Origin of the sequence: Nocardioides sp. Soil774, assembly GCF_001428125.1 — a bacterium.
GTDB lineage: Bacteria > Actinomycetota > Actinomycetes > Propionibacteriales > Nocardioidaceae > Nocardioides.
The window spans coordinates 116642-131781 of sequence record NZ_LMSM01000007.1; the positions used below are offsets into that span (position 1 = coordinate 116642).

Consider the following 15140-nt stretch of genomic DNA (forward strand, 5'->3'; position numbering starts at 1 on the left):
GGGGTGCGACCTCCTTGTGCTGTTGTCGAAGGTTCACCCTAGCGGCCCCCACCGGGCACCCGACAAAGCCCGGCGACTGGTCCGGACCGCCGGGCGCGGTGGGTAGGGTTCGGCCGTGCCCGGACGCCCGCTCTCCCGTCGTACGGCGATGGGCTCGGCGCTCGCGGCGCCCCTCGTGCTGGCTGCCTGCGACATCGACCCACCCGCGCGCGAGAGCAGCAGTGGGCCCGCGACGGCACCGCCGCCGGAGGACGCCGACCTGGTCGCCTCGGTCGTGGCCGAGCTGGCGCGCGCGGAGGCCGTGCTGGCCGAGGCCGCGACGCGGTCCGCCGCGCTCGGCGCGGTGCGGACGGCGCACGCCGCCCACCGCGAGCTGCTCATCGGGGCGGTCGAGGGGGCCGAGCTGCCCGCCAGCGAGCCCGTGCACCTCCCGGACGACCCCGAGCGAGCCCTGTCGGTCGTCCGGCGCTCCGAGCGCCGGCTGCAGCGCGCGGTCCGCGAGGGCTGCACCGCCGCGGCGAGCGGTGACCTCGCCCGCGTGCTGGCGAGCATCGCCGCCTCCACCGCCCAGCACTCTGCCGCCCTGAGCAGCGAGGTGGCGCCATGACGACCCTCGACGCGCTGCAGGAGACGCTGGCCGCGGAGCACGCCACGCTCTACACCTACGGCGTGCTGGGCGCGCGCACCTCGCAGGGCGCCACGCCCGAGCTCTACGGCGTCCTGGACGCCGCCTACCGCCGGCACCGCTCGCGGCGCGACCAGCTGCGCCTGATGGTCGAGGAGGCCGGCGGCGAGCCGGTCGCGGCAGCGGCGGCGTACGAGCTCGACGGGAGGCTGCTGCGCGCGGACCAGCTCGCGTCCGCGGCACTCGACCTCGAGGTATCCGGGGTGCAGACGATGCTCGCGCTCGTGGCGCAGTCGTCCGGCACCGTGCGCTCGTGGGCGCTGACCGAGGCGACCTGGTCGGCCGCGTGGCAGCTCGAGCTCGGCGGCACTCCGCAGACGTGGCCCGGAGCCCCGGAGCTCGACTGAGCGGCCGTCGGGAGCCGCTCCGGGAACGGGAAACGGCCCGCGGCCTCAGCCCTTGGGAAAGTCCCGAGATCTCTCCCAAAGGCCGAGGACGCGGACCGCTACATGGGGTTGGTCAGCATCACCCGTTGTGGCCCACTTGTGGGGTAGTGGTGGCCACATGCACAATCATGCATTCGATCAGACGGTTGCGAAAGCACATCCCACTTGCATGTTCGTGCAACGCATAAACTTGCAGCACCTGCGTCAGCCCCAGCGGCGCACGAGACCGGGGATCTCGGCCAGGGAGCTGATCGTCGCGTCGGGCTCGCCCTCGGTGTGCCCGACCTGCTCGACGGGGATGTTGCTGAGCGGGACGTGGATGGCGCGCAGGCCGGCGTTGTGGGCGCCCCAGACGTCGTCGAAGAGCCGGTCGCCGACGTAGACGCACGCGGCCGGGTCGTCGACGCCGACGGCTTCCATCGCGGCACGGAACGCCAGCGGCGACGGCTTGGTCCAGGGGATCTCGCTGGAGTAGACGTCGCCGTCGACGAGGTGGTGCACCCCGTCGCGCTCGAAGAAGCCCACGTGCCACTCCCGCGGCCAGATGGTGTTGGAGAGCACGCCCACCTTGACGCCCATCCCCCGCAGCTCCTCCCACATCGGCCGCACCTCGGGATCGGTCTGGGTGTGGGGCTCCCAGAACTCGTAGTAGGCCGCGAGCAGGTCGGGGTCGTGGTCCAGGCCGGCCTCGGTGAAGAGGTCGGCGATGGTCGCGCTCCGCTGGTGGTCGCGGCTGCGCCCCCAGATCACGTCGCCCGCGCGGTGCAGGCGCGCGGCCCACGCGTGGTGGTCGTCGTCGGGGGTGGGCGTGCGGCGTACGGCGCCGGCGAGCGCCACCGACTCGGCGTGGAAGTCCACGTCGTGCCAAAGGGTCAGCGTGCCACCCCAGTCGAAGATCACTGCCTGGATCGTCATGGGCGAGGACCGGACCTAGCCGCGGACGAGCTCGACGATGCGGGCCGCGGCCGCGTCGACGGCGACCTCCTCGCGCTCGCCCGAGCGGCGGTCGCGCACCTCGATCGTGCCGTCGGCGAGGCCGCGGCCGATTGTGACGATGGTGGGCACGCCGATCAGCTCGGCGTCCTTGAACTTCACGCCCGGGCTGACCTTGCCGCGACGGTCGTCGAGGAGCACCTCGACGCCCTGGGCGGCGAGGTCGGCGACGAGCCGCTCGGCGGCCTCGAAGATCGCGTCCTCCTTGCCGGCGGCGACGACGTGCACGTCGGCGGGCGCGACGTTGCGGGGCCAGCAGAGGCCGATGTCGTCGAGGGTGCCCTCCGCGATGGCGGCGACGGCACGCGAGGGACCGATGCCGTAGGAGCCCATCGTGACGGTGACGAGCTTGCCGTTCTCGTCGAGCACCTTGAGCCCGAGCGCGTCGGCGTACTTGCGGCCGAGCTGGAAGATGTGGCCCATCTCGACACCGCGTGCGGACTCGAGGGTGCCCTCCCCGCAGTTGGGGCAGGCGTCGCCGTCGCGCACGTCGGCGGCCTCGATCGTGCCGTCGGGCGTGAAGTCGCGGCCGGCCACCAGGTCGACGACGTGCGACCCGGCGACGTTGGCGCCGGTCACCCAGCGCGTGCCCTCGACGACCCGAGGGTCGACGAGGTAGCGGATGCCGGACTTCGACTCCTCGCCCAGGACCTCCGGACCGATGTAGCCCTTGACCAGCGCGGGGTGCTTGGCCAGCTCGGCCTCGTCCATCGGCTCGACCTCGATGGGCTCGAGCTGGCCCTCGAGACGCTTCTGGTCGACCTCGCGGTCACCGGGCACGCCGATCGCGAGCGGCTCCCGCGTGCCGTCGGGGTGCTTGAGCACGACGAGCACGTTCTTGAGCGTGTCGCCGGCCGCCCACGGGCGGTCGTCGCGCGGGAACGTCGCGTTGAGGTGGTCGACCAGCGTGTCGATGGTGGGCGTGTCGGGGGTGTCCTCGGCGTGCGCGGCGGGAGCGTCGTCGTACGAGATGGCTGCGGGCGCGCGCACGGCGACGGCCTCGACGTTGGCGGCGTAGTCGCAGTGGGTGCAGCGGACGTAGGTGTCCTCGCCGACCTCGGCCTTGGCGAGGAACTCCTCGCTGGCCGAGCCGCCCATGGCGCCCGAGGTCGCCTTCACGATGACGTAGTCAAAGCCGAGGCGGTCGAAGATGCGGACGTAGGCGTCGCGGTGCTGCTGGTAGGACTTCTCGAGGCCGGCGTCGTCGACGTCGAAGGAGTAGGAGTCCTTCATGACGAACTCGCGACCGCGCAGCAGTCCGGCGCGGGGACGCGCCTCGTCGCGATACTTGTTCTGGATCTGGTAGATCGAGAGCGGCAGGTCCTTGTAGGAGGAGTAGAGGTCCTTCACCACGAGGGTGAACATCTCCTCGTGCGTGGGTCCGAGGAGGTAGTCACCGCCCTTGCGGTCCTGGATCCGGAAGAGGCTGTCGCCGTACTCCGTCCAGCGACCACTCGCGTCGTAGGGCTCGCGGGGCAGCAGCACCGGGAAGAGCATCTCCTGGGCGCCGATGGCGTCCATCTCCTCGCGGATGATGTTCTCGATCCGGCGCAGCACCCGCAGGCCCAGCGGCAGCCAGGTGTAGAGACCCGGGGCGTTGCGGCGGATGTAGCCGGCGCGGACCAGCAAGCGGTGGCTCGGGACCTCGGCGTCGTTGGGGTCGTCGCGCAGGGTGCGCACGAACAGGGTCGACATACGGAGGATGCGGGCGGCCATGCGCGCAAGGATAGGTGCGCGGGCCGTGGCGCCGCACACCAGATTCGCCGGTGGGCAGGAGCAACCCCGCAGCCACGTCGTGCGTCTCTCCAGGGAGACCACACCTCAGGGGGAACCACCATGCGCCGATCGCTGCTCACCGTCCTCACCGCCGCCCTCGCGGTCGGAGGCGCCCTCGCGGTGCCCGCCCAGGCGGCCGCACCCACCGTCGACCTGCAGCCGCACCAGCTGGCGCGGGGGGCCGACATCGTGATCCCCCACATCGAGGACGGCGCGCTCGTCGACGGCGCCCGTCGCATCGACCTGCCCGGCACCGACGCAGAGCTGCTGGGCGCCTCGGGGGACGCCTACGTCGCGTCCACCTGGCGCACCAACGCGGTCGGTGAGACACGCAGCCGCCGCATCGTGCGGGTCGAGGCCGACGGCAGCATCCGCGAGCTGCTGCGCCCGCTCGAGGCCTACGGCACGGTGCTCTCGGAGGACGGCAGCCGGCTCCTCACCGCCAGCGGGGACCGTACGTCGCAGGTGCGGGTGTGGTCGGCCGTCGACGGCACCGAGATCGCCGCGCGCACCTTCCGCCGCTACCCGGAGGTGGTGGCGGCCGACGGCCGCAGGGTGCTCGTGCGCACCGTCGAGCGCCTGCAGTGGTGGCGCGTCGGCCGTGACTCCGTGCGCACCGTCACGCGCGCGCTGACCGGGCAGGCCAGCATCGAGCACGACGTGCTCGTGACCTACACCGAGGACCCCTACCTCGGCGGCTGCACCCGCCTCGCGCGCCTGAGCCGGCCCGGGACGACCGTGTGGCGCTCGTGCCGCGACCGGGTGGCCGCCTTCTCCCCCGACGGCACCCACATGCTCACCTTCGACATCCTCACCGACGGGCTCGGCCCCGGCGAGGTCCGGCTGCGCGAGCTCGACGGCACGCTGCTCGCGACGTACCGCACCAACTGGTTCAGCGGCTGGGAGTGGGAGGCGCGGGACACGCTGCTGCTGCACGTCAACGGCTCACGGAAGTACGCCGTCGTGCGCTGCGCGCTCGACGACTGCGAGAACGCGACCGACCCGGTCCCGGTGCAGGCCCCCTGAGCGCTAGGTGCCGAGCACGGTGAACGACGCCGCGGTGGCGGCCAGCACCGGGTCGCCGGCCGCGACCTCGCGTGCGGCCAGCAGCGCCTCGCCGAGCCCGCCGCCGGCGCGGAGGCTCGCGTGCAGGGCGACCATGACCTCCACCGTGGCGGCGTCGTCGACCTCGGCGAGGCTCGACACGACGCCGGCCGTGCCCATCGAGAGCAGTGCGGCTGCGAGGCCGAGGAGCTCCTGGTCGCCGACCGGGGCCATGACGCCCGACTCGCAGGCCGACAGCACGACCCGGTGCGGCGGACGGCGCAGTCCCTGCAGGTCGTGCACGAGGAGCGGGCCGTCGGCCAGCGTGAGCGAGGAGAAGAGCGGACTGTCCTCGCGGAAGTGACCGTGCGCGGCGACGTGGGCGAGCGCGGCGCCGTCCAGCGAGGCCAGCGAGGCCGCGACGGTCGCCGCGGTGCCGTCGATCACCTCGGCCTCCGGGTCCTGCGCCGCGATCGCCGGCACCTCGGCGCCGCCGCTGCCCAGGCCGGGGCCGACCAGCAGCACCCGGCGGCCGTCGTCGTCGGGACCCGCGTCCCGGGACCGCAGCCACAGCCTGGCCGACGGCGTGCTGGTGACCGGGCGGTGCGCCAGCGACGGCACCAGTCCCCACGGCACGCCCTGCAGCGCGGCCGTCCCGGACACGACCACGCGGGACTCCCCCACCCCGTCGAGGGCCGCGCCGAGCAGCGAGCGCTCGAGCCGCGTCCCGGCGACGTCGAGCTGGGCACGGCGTCCGCGGGCGGCCTGGCGCAGGGTGAAGAGGGCGAAGTCGACGGCCTTCGACGCGCCGGCCGCGTCGCCGACCACGACGTGGCGCACCCGTCGTCGCCCGGCGACGAGCGCATGGAGCACGCCGTCGACCTCGGTGAGCTGGACGAGGACGGTGTCGTCCTCGGCGAGGCCGTCGAGCAGGAGGCCCACGTCGAGCGAGCCTGCGGTCTCCCCTGACCCGCGCGCGTGGAGCAGCCGCCGGCGCACCTGCTGCTCGAGACGCACGGCGCGGGCCTCGATGCGTTCGGTGGGCTCACCCGCGGCCCGCGCGTCCGCGAGACGCCGGTGCTGCGCTCGAAGCGCGGCGAGGTCGGAGGTGGCCTGCGGGTCGGGGTCGGGCCGCGTGCCGGGGACAGCGAGCGCCGTGGCCCGCCACCGCTCCGACCACCGCAGCAGGCGCCGGGAGCCTCCGGCCGCGAGCGCCGTGCGGGTCCCGAGCTCCGCGAGCTCTGCGCCGTGCGCCGAGGACAGGGCCCTCAGCTCCTGGCTGCCGAAGGTGGCGCGGTGCTCGTCGAGGGCCGACAGGCCGCGCTCGCACGCGCGCAGCACCCCACCGGCCCCGCCGGCACGGCCGACGAGCTCGCGGTGCCGGGCGAGGGCCAGCCAGCCCAGTGCCCGGGTGGTGCCCCTCGTCGCGTGGCGCAGGCCCGCCGCCTCGGTGAGCCAGACGTCGACCAGCGAGTGGGCCCGGGTCGAGCGCACCCGGGCCGCCAGCCGGGCGCCGAGCAGCAGCGCCTCGCCGAGCTCATCCGACCCAGCTTCGCGGGCGGCGTCGACGAGGCGCTCGGTGCGGCCCAGCAGCCGGGCCGGGGCCTCGCCCAGCTCCGTCCGCGCCCAGAGGGCCAGGAGCTCCGCGCGCAGCCAGTGCTGCCGGCGGCCCTGGCTGCGGAGCAGCCCCCGGGCCTCGTCCGCGGCCGACCTGGCCCGGGCCGGTTCGGCCGCGGCGAGCGCGGCGCCCGCCAGTGCCAGGAGCAGGTCGGCGCGCTCGGTCGCCAGCAGCGGACGCACGGCCAGCGCGTGCTCCACGACCTGGAGGGCGTCGGCGGCCATCCCCGCCACGAGGTACGCGGTGCACTGGTCGTAGACGAGGTCGACGCTGGTGATGCCCAGGGCGTCGAAGCGGTCGCGTGCGGCACCGTAGTGCTCGAGGGCACCGGGCAGGTCTCCCTCGAGGAAGGCGAGCCAGCCCTGGTTGTGCACGCCGACGGCGACGTCGGCCGGCATGTCAAGGCGGGTGTGGATCTCGAGGGACTCCGCGAACGCGCGCCGGGCCCGGCCCACCTCGCCCAGCCCGACGCGGGACAGGCCCTCCAGGTTGAGCGCCCGCGCGCGCCACACGTCGTCACCGGACTCGTCCAGGATCCGCAGCGCGTGCTCCAGGTCGGCGGCGCCGTCCTCGAGCTGCCCGAGGTAGTAGGACAGGATCCGCGCCCGGCGCACGAGGACCCGGGCCAGCGGCAGTCCGGTGAGGGCCGCGGCCGCCCGGTCGAGGTGGACCATCCCCTCGCGGGTGCGCCCGGCGTGGGCGAGCGCGATGCCGAGGGTGGCTCGCACGTCGGACTCGCGCTCCTCGTCGACGCGACGGGCGAGGGCCAGGGCCCGGCGCAGGTGCGCCAGCGCCTGGTCGGTCTCACCGGTGTCGCGCAGCACGATCCCCACGACCTGGTGCCCGATCGAGTCGACGGCCGGGTCGGGGTGGCCGACCAGGTGGGCCTCGGCGGTGGCCCGCGACGCGGCGGCGTCGGCGAAGATCGTGCGGAGCAGCTCCTCCGCCTCGGCCCGGTCCACCGGCACATCCTTGCGCACGGGCGAGGCAAAGTTCTGCGCAATCCCGTCCGGCCGACGTCGCCGCAGGTCTAGCGTCACCGCATGAGCGACTGGAAGATCGGCGACGACAAGCGACGCCGCAGCACTGACCAGCTCCGCGACCTGCGCAGCGCCAACGACGGGCAGGTCGACTGGGACACCGAGGCACCGGCCGACTTCACCTACCTGTTCCACCCCGACCACGTGCTGGTGGCGGCCGAGGACACCGACGAGTTCGAGGCCGCGGTGGCGCGCCTCGACAAGGGTGTGCTGACCGACGAGCCGCGGCGCGACGACGTACGCCTGCTCGACGGCGACCTCGTGCGCTACGTGCTGCCGGCCCGGCCGAGCGGCGAGAAGGTCCCCGACGTCCTCGACCTGCTCGAGCAGGCCGGCCTGCGCCGGGGCCTGGCCACCCCCGACCACTGGATCCACGTCTCGCCCGGCGGCGGGAGCGGGACCGCGTGTCCCGCGACCGAGCCGGAGGAGACCGGTCTCGCCGAGCCCTGGCCCGCCGTCGCCCCGCAGGACGAGGGCCGCGAGGTCAGCGTCGTCGTGGTCGACACGGGCTGGCACCCGGCCGCGGCCACCGACGGGCGTACGCCGTGGCTGAAGGGCGTCGAGGGCGACGACGAGCACAACGGACCCGACCTGCGGCCCTACGCCGGGCACGGCACCTTCATCGCGGGCGTCGTGCGCTGCATGGCCCCGCGGACCAAGGTGTTCGTGGAGGGATTCGCCGTCGACGGGATGGGCGGCGGCGGCATCCTGGAGTCGGAGATCGTGCGTCAGCTCGAGGACGCGATCACCCACGACCCGCAGGTGATCAACCTCTCCGCCGGGTGTCGCACCCGCCTGGACCTGCCGTCCGTCGCGTTCCGCGCGTTCCACCGCCGGCACCTGCGCGGCAAGGACCGCGTGCTGGTGGCAGCCGCGGGCAACGACTCGTGGGCCGCGCCGTTCTGGCCGGCGGCGTTCGACTGGTGCGTCGGCGTGGGCTCGCTCGACCGGGACGGCCGCGTCTCCGACTTCAGCAACTACGGCGTCTCGGCCGACGTGTTCGTCCTGGGTCGCAACGTGGTCAACGCGTTCCCCGACGGCAGCCTCGTGTGCCACGAGAGCCCGAACAAGGGCGACGTACGGGTCTTCTCGACCGGCATGGCGCGGTGGAGCGGGACGTCGTTCGCGGCGCCGGTGGTCGCGGGCATGATCGCGCGCGTGATCAGCGAGACCGGCTGCTCGGCAGCGGAGGCCCGCGACACGGTGCTGGCCCGCGCGGTGCCCGACTCCGACCCGACGATCGGCCCCCACATGGAGCTGGAGCCGCGGATCCCCTGAGCCGGGGCCAGGGCCAGGGCGAGCCTCAGACGGCGACCCAGCGGCTGGTCGAGGTCGTGTCGCCGACGCGCACGGTGAAGCGGACCGAGCCGGAGGTCTCGGCGGTGAGGGCGAAGAACCCCACCTCGTCGAGCGCGGTCGACCACGACCGGCCGTCGGCGGTCTCGACGCTCACCTCGACCGCTGCCATGTCACCGTCGAGGTCGAGGAGCTGGCCGCGGACCTCGTCGCCGTCGATCTCGGCCTCGAGCGACCAGCCCTGGGCAGCGGTGAACCACAGCACCCGAGCCGTGGCCAGGCCGCGCACCTGCGCGGTCTCCTCGCGGGCGGAGTCGCGCACGAGCACGAGCATCTCCCACTCGTCGTCGATCTCGGCAGCGGCCACGGCGGCGATCATCGTCGCCACGAGGCCGGCGGGCGGGGGGTCGTAGGTCGTCCACATGTCACGCAGTTCCTCGAGGAGAGCGGCGTCCGGGTCGGTCATCGCTCGCCTCCTCTCATCAGGGCGGATCGGACCTTGGCCAGGCACCGGGCCCGCGTGGGACCGATGCTCCCCACGGGCATGTCGAGGTCCCGGCTCAAGGAGTGGTAGTCGGGTCGGTCCATGAAGGCCACGACCCGCAGCAGCTTCCTGCAGCGCTCGTCGACGGACGCCACGGCTCCCCACAGCCGTGACGCCTCGTCGTCTCGCACGGCGAGCGCCTCGGCCGACTCCGCGTCCGGGAGCACGGCGTGCAGCGTCTCGTCCTGCACCGGGCTCGCACGGCGTGCGGTCCGGGCATGGGCGGCTGCGCCGCGCCTGGCTGACGTGATCAGCCAGGACGCGACCGCCTGGGGATCGTCGATGGTCTGGTGCAGGCGTACGAACCCGAGCCAGGTCGCCTGGATGACGTCCTCAGCCGACTGACGGTCGTGCCCGTATGCCCTCACCACGTGCCAGAGCACCGGTGTCATCGCAACAACCAGCTCGTCCACCGCTCCGGCGTCCCCTGCACGCCAGGCGATGAACGCCCCACTGGCCATGTCCCACGGTGACTGTTCGGGCTGCCCCTCAGCCCTGCGGTCCTCTGACATGGTGACCATTGTCCCCATGTCAGCACAGGAGGCGGACCACGCCGTGCTGATACGTCCTGACGGAAACTATTTTTGCCCGGGCGCCGAGCGGCTAGAACATCAGCGTCGCGAAGGTCGCCGTCTGCTCGAAACCCACGCGGGCGTACGCCGAGCGGGCGGGGGTGTTCCACTCGTTGACGTAGAGCGAGACCACCGGGGCCATCCCGGATCCGAGCACGTGGGCGACGACGGAGGCCATCCCGCTCGCCGCGAGGCCCTCGCCGCGGCGGTCCGGCCGGACCCAGACGCCCTGCACCTGGGCGGCGTACGGCGTCACGCAGGCGACCTCGGCCTTGAAGACCACGCCCTGGTCGTCGAAGCTCGCCATCGACCAGCCGCGGCCGATGAGCTGCTGGACGCGCGCCCGGTAGAGGTCGCCGCCGCCGGCGTCGTTCTCCGGCGAGACGCCGACCTCCTCGGTGTACATCGCCACGCAGGCGGGGTAGAGGACCTCGAGGTCGCGCGGCGTCGTCACTCGTACGTCGTCGGCGGGGCCGACGGCCGGCAGGTGGTCGATCTGCAGGTGCGGCTGGGACATCCGCACCTCGCGCGGGCGCGACCAGCGCGGCTCCAGCAGCTCCCACAGGGCGGCGACCACGTCGCTCGGCCCGACGATGGTGCCGACCGAGCTGCGCCGCCGCAGCGCGGCGTCGGCGAAGGCGCCGACGTCGTCGGGCGTGCACTGCACCGGCACCAGGTTGGCGCCGAGGTGGCAGCCGGCGACGAGCTCGTCGCCGTCGAAGCGACCCCAGACCTGCCCGCCGAGCCAGCGCTCGTCGAGGTTGGTGAGGCGCGCGCGGTAGTCGGCGAAGACGTTGACGACCGGGTCCTGCTCGGCGAGCGCGACGAAGCGGTCCCGGTCACCCGGGCCCAGCACGCGCACCTGCTCCCGGGTCCTCAGCACGCTCGGAGCCTACTCAGGTCGAGGGCAGCTCAGCTGACGGTGACCGAGGCCTCGGCGCCGTCGACCGGCTCCATGCCCTCGGCAAGGCGCAGTGCCTCCTCGATGAGGGTCTCCACGATCTGCGACTCCGGCACGGTCTTGATGACCTCGCCCTTGACGAAGATCTGGCCCTTGCCGTTGCCGGAGGCGACCCCGAGGTCGGCCTCGCGGGCCTCGCCGGGACCGTTGACGACGCAGCCCATGACGGCCACGCGCAACGGCACCTCGAGCCCGTCGAGGCCGGCGGTGACCTCCTCGGCGAGCTTGTAGACGTCGACCTGGGCGCGACCGCAGCTCGGGCAGGAGACGATCTCGAGACGGCGCGGCTTGAGGTTGAGCGACTCCAGGATCTGCAGGCCGACCTTCACCTCCTCGACCGGCGGGGCGCTCAACGAGACGCGGATGGTGTCGCCGATGCCCTGACCGAGCAGGTGGCCGAAGGCGACCGCCGACTTGATGGTGCCCTGGAAGGCCGGGCCGGCCTCGGTGACGCCGAGGTGCAGAGGCCAGTCGCCCGCCTCGGCGAGGAGCTCGTAGGCGCGCACCATCACGACGGGGTCGTTGTGCTTGACCGAGATCTTGAAGTCGTGGAAGTCGTGCTCCTCGAAGAGGCCGGCCTCCCACACCGCCGACTCGACGAGCGCCTCGGGCGTCGCCTTGCCGTACTTGTCGAGGATGCGCTTGTCGAGCGAGCCGGCGTTGACGCCGATGCGGATCGAGGTGCCGCGGTCCTTGGCGGCCTTCGCGATCTCCTTGACCTGGTCGTCGAACTTGCGGATGTTGCCCGGGTTGACCCGCACGGCCGCGCAGCCGGCGTCGATCGCCGCGAAGACGTACTTCGGCTGGAAGTGGATGTCGGCGATGACCGGGATCTGCGAGTGCTGCGCGATCTGCGGCAGCGCGTCGGCGTCGTCCTGGCTCGGGCACGCCACGCGCACGATGTCGCAGCCGGTGGCGGTGAGCTCGGCGATCTGCTGCAGCGTCGCGTTGACGTCGGAGGTCAGCGTGGTGGTCATCGACTGCACCGAGATCGGCGAGTCGCTGCCGACGCCCACCGAGCCGACCTTGATCTGGCGCGTCTTGCGACGCGGGCTGAGGACGGGGGGCGGGAGGGCGGGCATGCCGAGGCCGACGGTCATGACGCCAGTCTAGGAGGCGCTCCCCCGTCGGCCCGAGTCGGCGCGGCTCAGCTCAGGTGCAGCGGCACCACGAGGTCGGCCACAATCAGCACCACGCCCATCACGAGCATCGCCAGCCCGACGACGTAGGCCACCGGGAGCAGCTTGGCGACGTCGACGTGGCCGGGGTCGGGGCGACCGCGCAGGCGCGCCAGCCCGCGCTTGAGGCCCTCGTAGAGCGCGCCGGCGATGTGGCCGCCGTCGAGGGGCAGCAGCGGCACGAAGTTGAACATGCCGATGAAGAAGTTGAAGCTCGCGACGAGGAAGAGCAGCGTGACCAGCTTGTCGGCCAGCGGGAAGGCGTCGCTCGCCGCAGCCTCGCCGGCGAACCGGCCGCCGCCGACGATCGACACCGGGCTCTCGGGGTCGCGCTCCTGGAGCCCGACGATCGCGCGACCGACCTCGTAGACCTTCACCGGCAGCTGGCCGAGCGCCTGCGCGGTCTCGACCGTCATGGTCCCCATCTGGCGCGCGGTGTAGATCGGGCCGCCCGTCTGCAGGCGGGTGACGGGCTGCACGCCGAGGAAGCCCACCTCGGTGAGGGTCTGGTCCTGGAGCGAGGTCTGGCGCAGCGTGACGGTGGTGTTGGTGGTGAGCGTGAGTCGCTGGTCGCCGCGGCGGACCTCGATGACCGCGTCGCCGTCGGCGTTGCCACGGATCTGCGACTGGAAGCTGTCCCAGTCGCTGAACGGGGTGCCGTTGAAGCTCAGGATCTCGTCGCCGGGCCGCAGGCCGGCCTTCTTGGCGGGGGTCGGCGGGTCCTGCGCGGTGCAGTCGCGCGGCATCTCCTTGACCGGGATCACGCACTCGGGCACGGCGGCCACGGTGGGCTCGACGACCTCGTCGCGCGGGCTGCCGTAGGTGGCGAAGAGGAGCACGAACAGCGAGAACGCGATGGCGATGTTGACCATCGGCCCGCCCGCCATCACGATCACCTTCTTCCACCACGCCAGGCGGTAGAAGAGCCGGTCGGTGTCGTGCTGCTTGACGTACTCCCACTCCGCCGCGCGCGCGTCGGAGATCAGCTGGGTGAACATGCCGGTGTTGGAGCGGCGCACCTTGTGGACGGCTTCGCCGTCCTCGTCGTACGTCGTCTCCTCCACGAGACCCTCGGCCCCGGGCGGGAGCATCCCGACGATCTTGACGTAGCCGCCGAGCGGGATCGCCTTGACGCCGTACTCGGTCTCGCCGATCTGCTTGCTCCACACGGTCGGGCCGAACCCGATGAACCACTGGGGCACCTTGCAGCCGAACTTCTTCGCCGGGACCAGGTGGCCGAACTCGTGGAGCCCGATGGAGACCAGGATCGCCACCACGAAGGTGACGACACCCGCGGTGTAGAGCAGGGCGGTCATGACAGGGCGGTCCTTCTCGGATGGGGCTGGGGCGGGGCTCGGCGGGGCTCAGATCAGGGTGGCGGCCTCGGCACGCGCCCAGGCATCGGCAGCGAGGACGTCGTCGACGGTGAGCTGCTCCCTCGATGGTACGTCGTGGAGGTCCAGGACCCGCGCCACCGTGGACACGATGTCGGGGAAGCGCAGCCGGCCGTCGTGGAACGCGTCGACCGCGACCTCGTTGGCGGCGTTGTAGACCGCGGGCGCGGTGCCGCCGCGCTCCCCCGCCGCGCGTGCGAGGCCGACCGCCGGGAACACGTCGTCGTCGAGGGGCTCGAAGCGCCAGTCCGCGGCCTTCGTCCAGTCGATGGGGGTCTCGGCGTCGGGCACGCGCTCGGGCCAGCCCAGCCCGAGCGCGATCGGCACCAGCATCGTCGGCAGCCCGAGCTGGGCCACGACCGCGCCGTCGACGAACTCGACCATCGAGTGGATCAGCTGCTGGGGGTGCACCACGACGTCGATGCGGTCGAAGGGGACGTCGAAGAGCAGGTGTGCCTCGATCACCTCCAGCCCCTTGTTGACCAGGGTGGCGGAGTTGGTCGTGATGACCCGGCCCATCGAGAAGTTGGGGTGCGCCAGCGCCTGCTCGGGCGTCACGTCGGCCAGCTCGGCCGCGCTGCGGCCGCGGAACGGGCCGCCGGACGCGGTGAGCACGAGGCGGCGTACCTCGGTGTCGCTGCCGGCGCGCAGGCTCTGCGCGATCGCGCTGTGCTCGGAGTCGACCGGCACGATCTGGCCCGGACGCGCCCGCTCCTTGACCAGCGGGCCGCCGATGATGAGCGACTCCTTGTTGGCGAGCGCGAGGGTGTTGCCGGCGTCGAGCGCGGCCAGGGTCGGGCGCAGCCCCACGGCGCCGGTGATGCCGTTGAGCACGACGTCGCAGGCGCGCGCGGCGGCCTCGGTGGAGGCCTCCTCGCCCACGCCGGAGAACGCCGGCGCGAACTCGGCCACCTGGGCCTCGAACAGCTCGGGGTGCGACCCGCCCGCGGTGAGTCCGGCGACGCGGAAGCGGTCGGGGTGGGCTCGCACCAGGTCGAGCGCCTGGGTGCCGATGGAGCCCGTCGAGCCGAGGACCACCACGTCACGCCGGCTCACGACGCGCCCTCCGGCGCGCCGGGCGACCAGAAGGTCACGCCGCCGACCTCGGCGAGCGTGAGGCCGGGCGGTGCGGACGTGGTGTGGTCGTCCGACGCGCCGAGCGCGGCCAGGACGGTGAGGGTGTCCGCGCCGTGCCGGGCCAGCACCGCGTCGCCGGGGACGTCGGCGCAGCCCGCGGGGTCGGTGCGACCGGCCCGCATCGCGACGTCCCAGGGCACGTCATCGCCGTCGACGCCGAAGACGACGCCCGCGTCGGTGGCGCCGAGCCGCACCGTGGCGCCCGCCCGGTCGTCGTACGCCGCCACGGCGCCGACGCGCGCGACGGCGAGCGCACCGACGACGGCCGTCTCCCCCGGCAGCGGCCCGAGGGCCACGTCGTCGCCGATGCCGACGCCGAAGGCCCGCAGCACGCCTGCGCAGGCGGCGACGTCGGTGAGCAGGCGCGCGAAGGTGCGACGCCCCTCGGCCAGGGTGAGCGCGACCTCGTCGGCGCGCCCCCGGATGACGTGGACGTCGAGGGCGTTGTAGCAGGCGTTGAGGGTGCCCGGATCGTCGTCCGCGGGCGTCCTGAACCAGGTCACCTCAGCCACCGGC

General features: G+C 73.3%; 14 protein-coding genes. 4 read left to right on the forward strand and 10 right to left on the reverse strand.

All coding sequences use genetic code 11. The annotated features are described in order from the left end of the window. Positions 1-115: 115 nt before the first annotated feature. Together ASG76_RS10310 and ASG76_RS10315 are read left to right on the forward strand one after the other, a co-directional pair. Entirely contained in the window at positions 116-607 is a 492-nt protein-coding gene (locus tag ASG76_RS10310) for a hypothetical protein (RefSeq protein WP_157559065.1), read from the forward strand. Then, entirely contained in the window at positions 604-1032 is a 429-nt protein-coding gene (locus ASG76_RS10315; protein ID WP_056602488.1) for a ferritin-like domain-containing protein, read from the forward strand. The genes ASG76_RS10310 and ASG76_RS10315 overlap by 4 nt, the downstream gene beginning before the upstream one ends. 243 nt (positions 1033-1275) lie before the next feature. On the opposite strand, the gene ASG76_RS10320 is transcribed toward ASG76_RS10315, so the two are convergent. Both ASG76_RS10320 and ASG76_RS10325 read right to left on the reverse strand, forming a co-directional pair. Beyond that, complete coding sequence (locus tag ASG76_RS10320) at positions 1276-1986, reverse strand: HAD family hydrolase (protein ID WP_056602489.1); 711 nt, start codon at positions 1984-1986, stop codon at positions 1276-1278. A gap of 15 nt (positions 1987-2001) precedes the next feature. Further along, positions 2002-3780, reverse strand: coding sequence for a proline--tRNA ligase (locus tag ASG76_RS10325; protein WP_235529515.1), 1779 nt, complete (start codon positions 3778-3780; stop codon positions 2002-2004). Between the two features lie 120 nt (positions 3781-3900). Between ASG76_RS10325 and ASG76_RS10330 the strand changes: the two genes are divergently transcribed. Next, positions 3901-4866 (forward strand): hypothetical protein, encoded by a 966-nt coding sequence (locus ASG76_RS10330; protein WP_056602491.1) that lies wholly within the window; start codon positions 3901-3903, stop codon positions 4864-4866. Positions 4867-4869: 3 nt separating this feature from the next. Here the strand turns inward: ASG76_RS10330 and ASG76_RS10335 are convergent, their stop codons facing one another. After that, positions 4870-7464: a CHAT domain-containing protein gene (locus tag ASG76_RS10335; protein WP_056602493.1), complete on the reverse strand. Its 2595-nt coding sequence runs from the start codon at positions 7462-7464 to the stop codon at positions 4870-4872. Between the two features lie 81 nt (positions 7465-7545). On the opposite strand from ASG76_RS10335, the gene ASG76_RS10340 reads away from it, so the two are divergent. Then, complete coding sequence (locus ASG76_RS10340) at positions 7546-8820, forward strand: S8 family peptidase (RefSeq protein ID WP_056602495.1); 1275 nt, start codon at positions 7546-7548, stop codon at positions 8818-8820. Positions 8821-8845: 25 nt separating this feature from the next. On the opposite strand, the gene ASG76_RS10345 is transcribed toward ASG76_RS10340, so the two are convergent. The 7 genes from ASG76_RS10345 to ASG76_RS10375 all read right to left on the reverse strand — a co-directional run bounded on the left by ASG76_RS10345 (position 8846) and on the right by ASG76_RS10375 (position 15136). Further along, on the reverse strand, positions 8846-9304 hold the full coding sequence (locus ASG76_RS10345; protein WP_056602497.1) for a hypothetical protein: 459 nt from the start codon (positions 9302-9304) through the stop codon (positions 8846-8848). Continuing rightward, positions 9301-9912 (reverse strand): sigma-70 family RNA polymerase sigma factor, encoded by a 612-nt coding sequence (locus ASG76_RS10350; protein WP_082587431.1) that lies wholly within the window; start codon positions 9910-9912, stop codon positions 9301-9303. The genes ASG76_RS10345 and ASG76_RS10350 overlap by 4 nt, the downstream gene beginning before the upstream one ends. 73 nt (positions 9913-9985) lie before the next feature. Then, complete coding sequence (locus ASG76_RS10355; protein WP_056602499.1) at positions 9986-10837, reverse strand: GNAT family N-acetyltransferase; 852 nt, start codon at positions 10835-10837, stop codon at positions 9986-9988. 29 nt (positions 10838-10866) lie between these two features. Next, positions 10867-12015 (reverse strand): flavodoxin-dependent (E)-4-hydroxy-3-methylbut-2-enyl-diphosphate synthase, encoded by a 1149-nt coding sequence (gene ispG, locus ASG76_RS10360; protein ID WP_056602500.1) that lies wholly within the window; start codon positions 12013-12015, stop codon positions 10867-10869. Positions 12016-12062: 47 nt separating this feature from the next. Further along, positions 12063-13409 (reverse strand): M50 family metallopeptidase, encoded by a 1347-nt coding sequence (locus ASG76_RS10365; protein ID WP_056602503.1) that lies wholly within the window; start codon positions 13407-13409, stop codon positions 12063-12065. Between the two features lie 48 nt (positions 13410-13457). Beyond that, positions 13458-14543: a 1-deoxy-D-xylulose-5-phosphate reductoisomerase gene (dxr, locus tag ASG76_RS10370; RefSeq protein ID WP_056602506.1), complete on the reverse strand. Its 1086-nt coding sequence runs from the start codon at positions 14541-14543 to the stop codon at positions 13458-13460. Beyond that, on the reverse strand, positions 14540-15136 hold the full coding sequence (locus ASG76_RS10375) for an AMP-binding protein (protein WP_056602508.1): 597 nt from the start codon (positions 15134-15136) through the stop codon (positions 14540-14542). Before ASG76_RS10375 ends, dxr begins: the two co-directional genes overlap by 4 nt. Positions 15137-15140 lie beyond the last annotated feature (4 nt).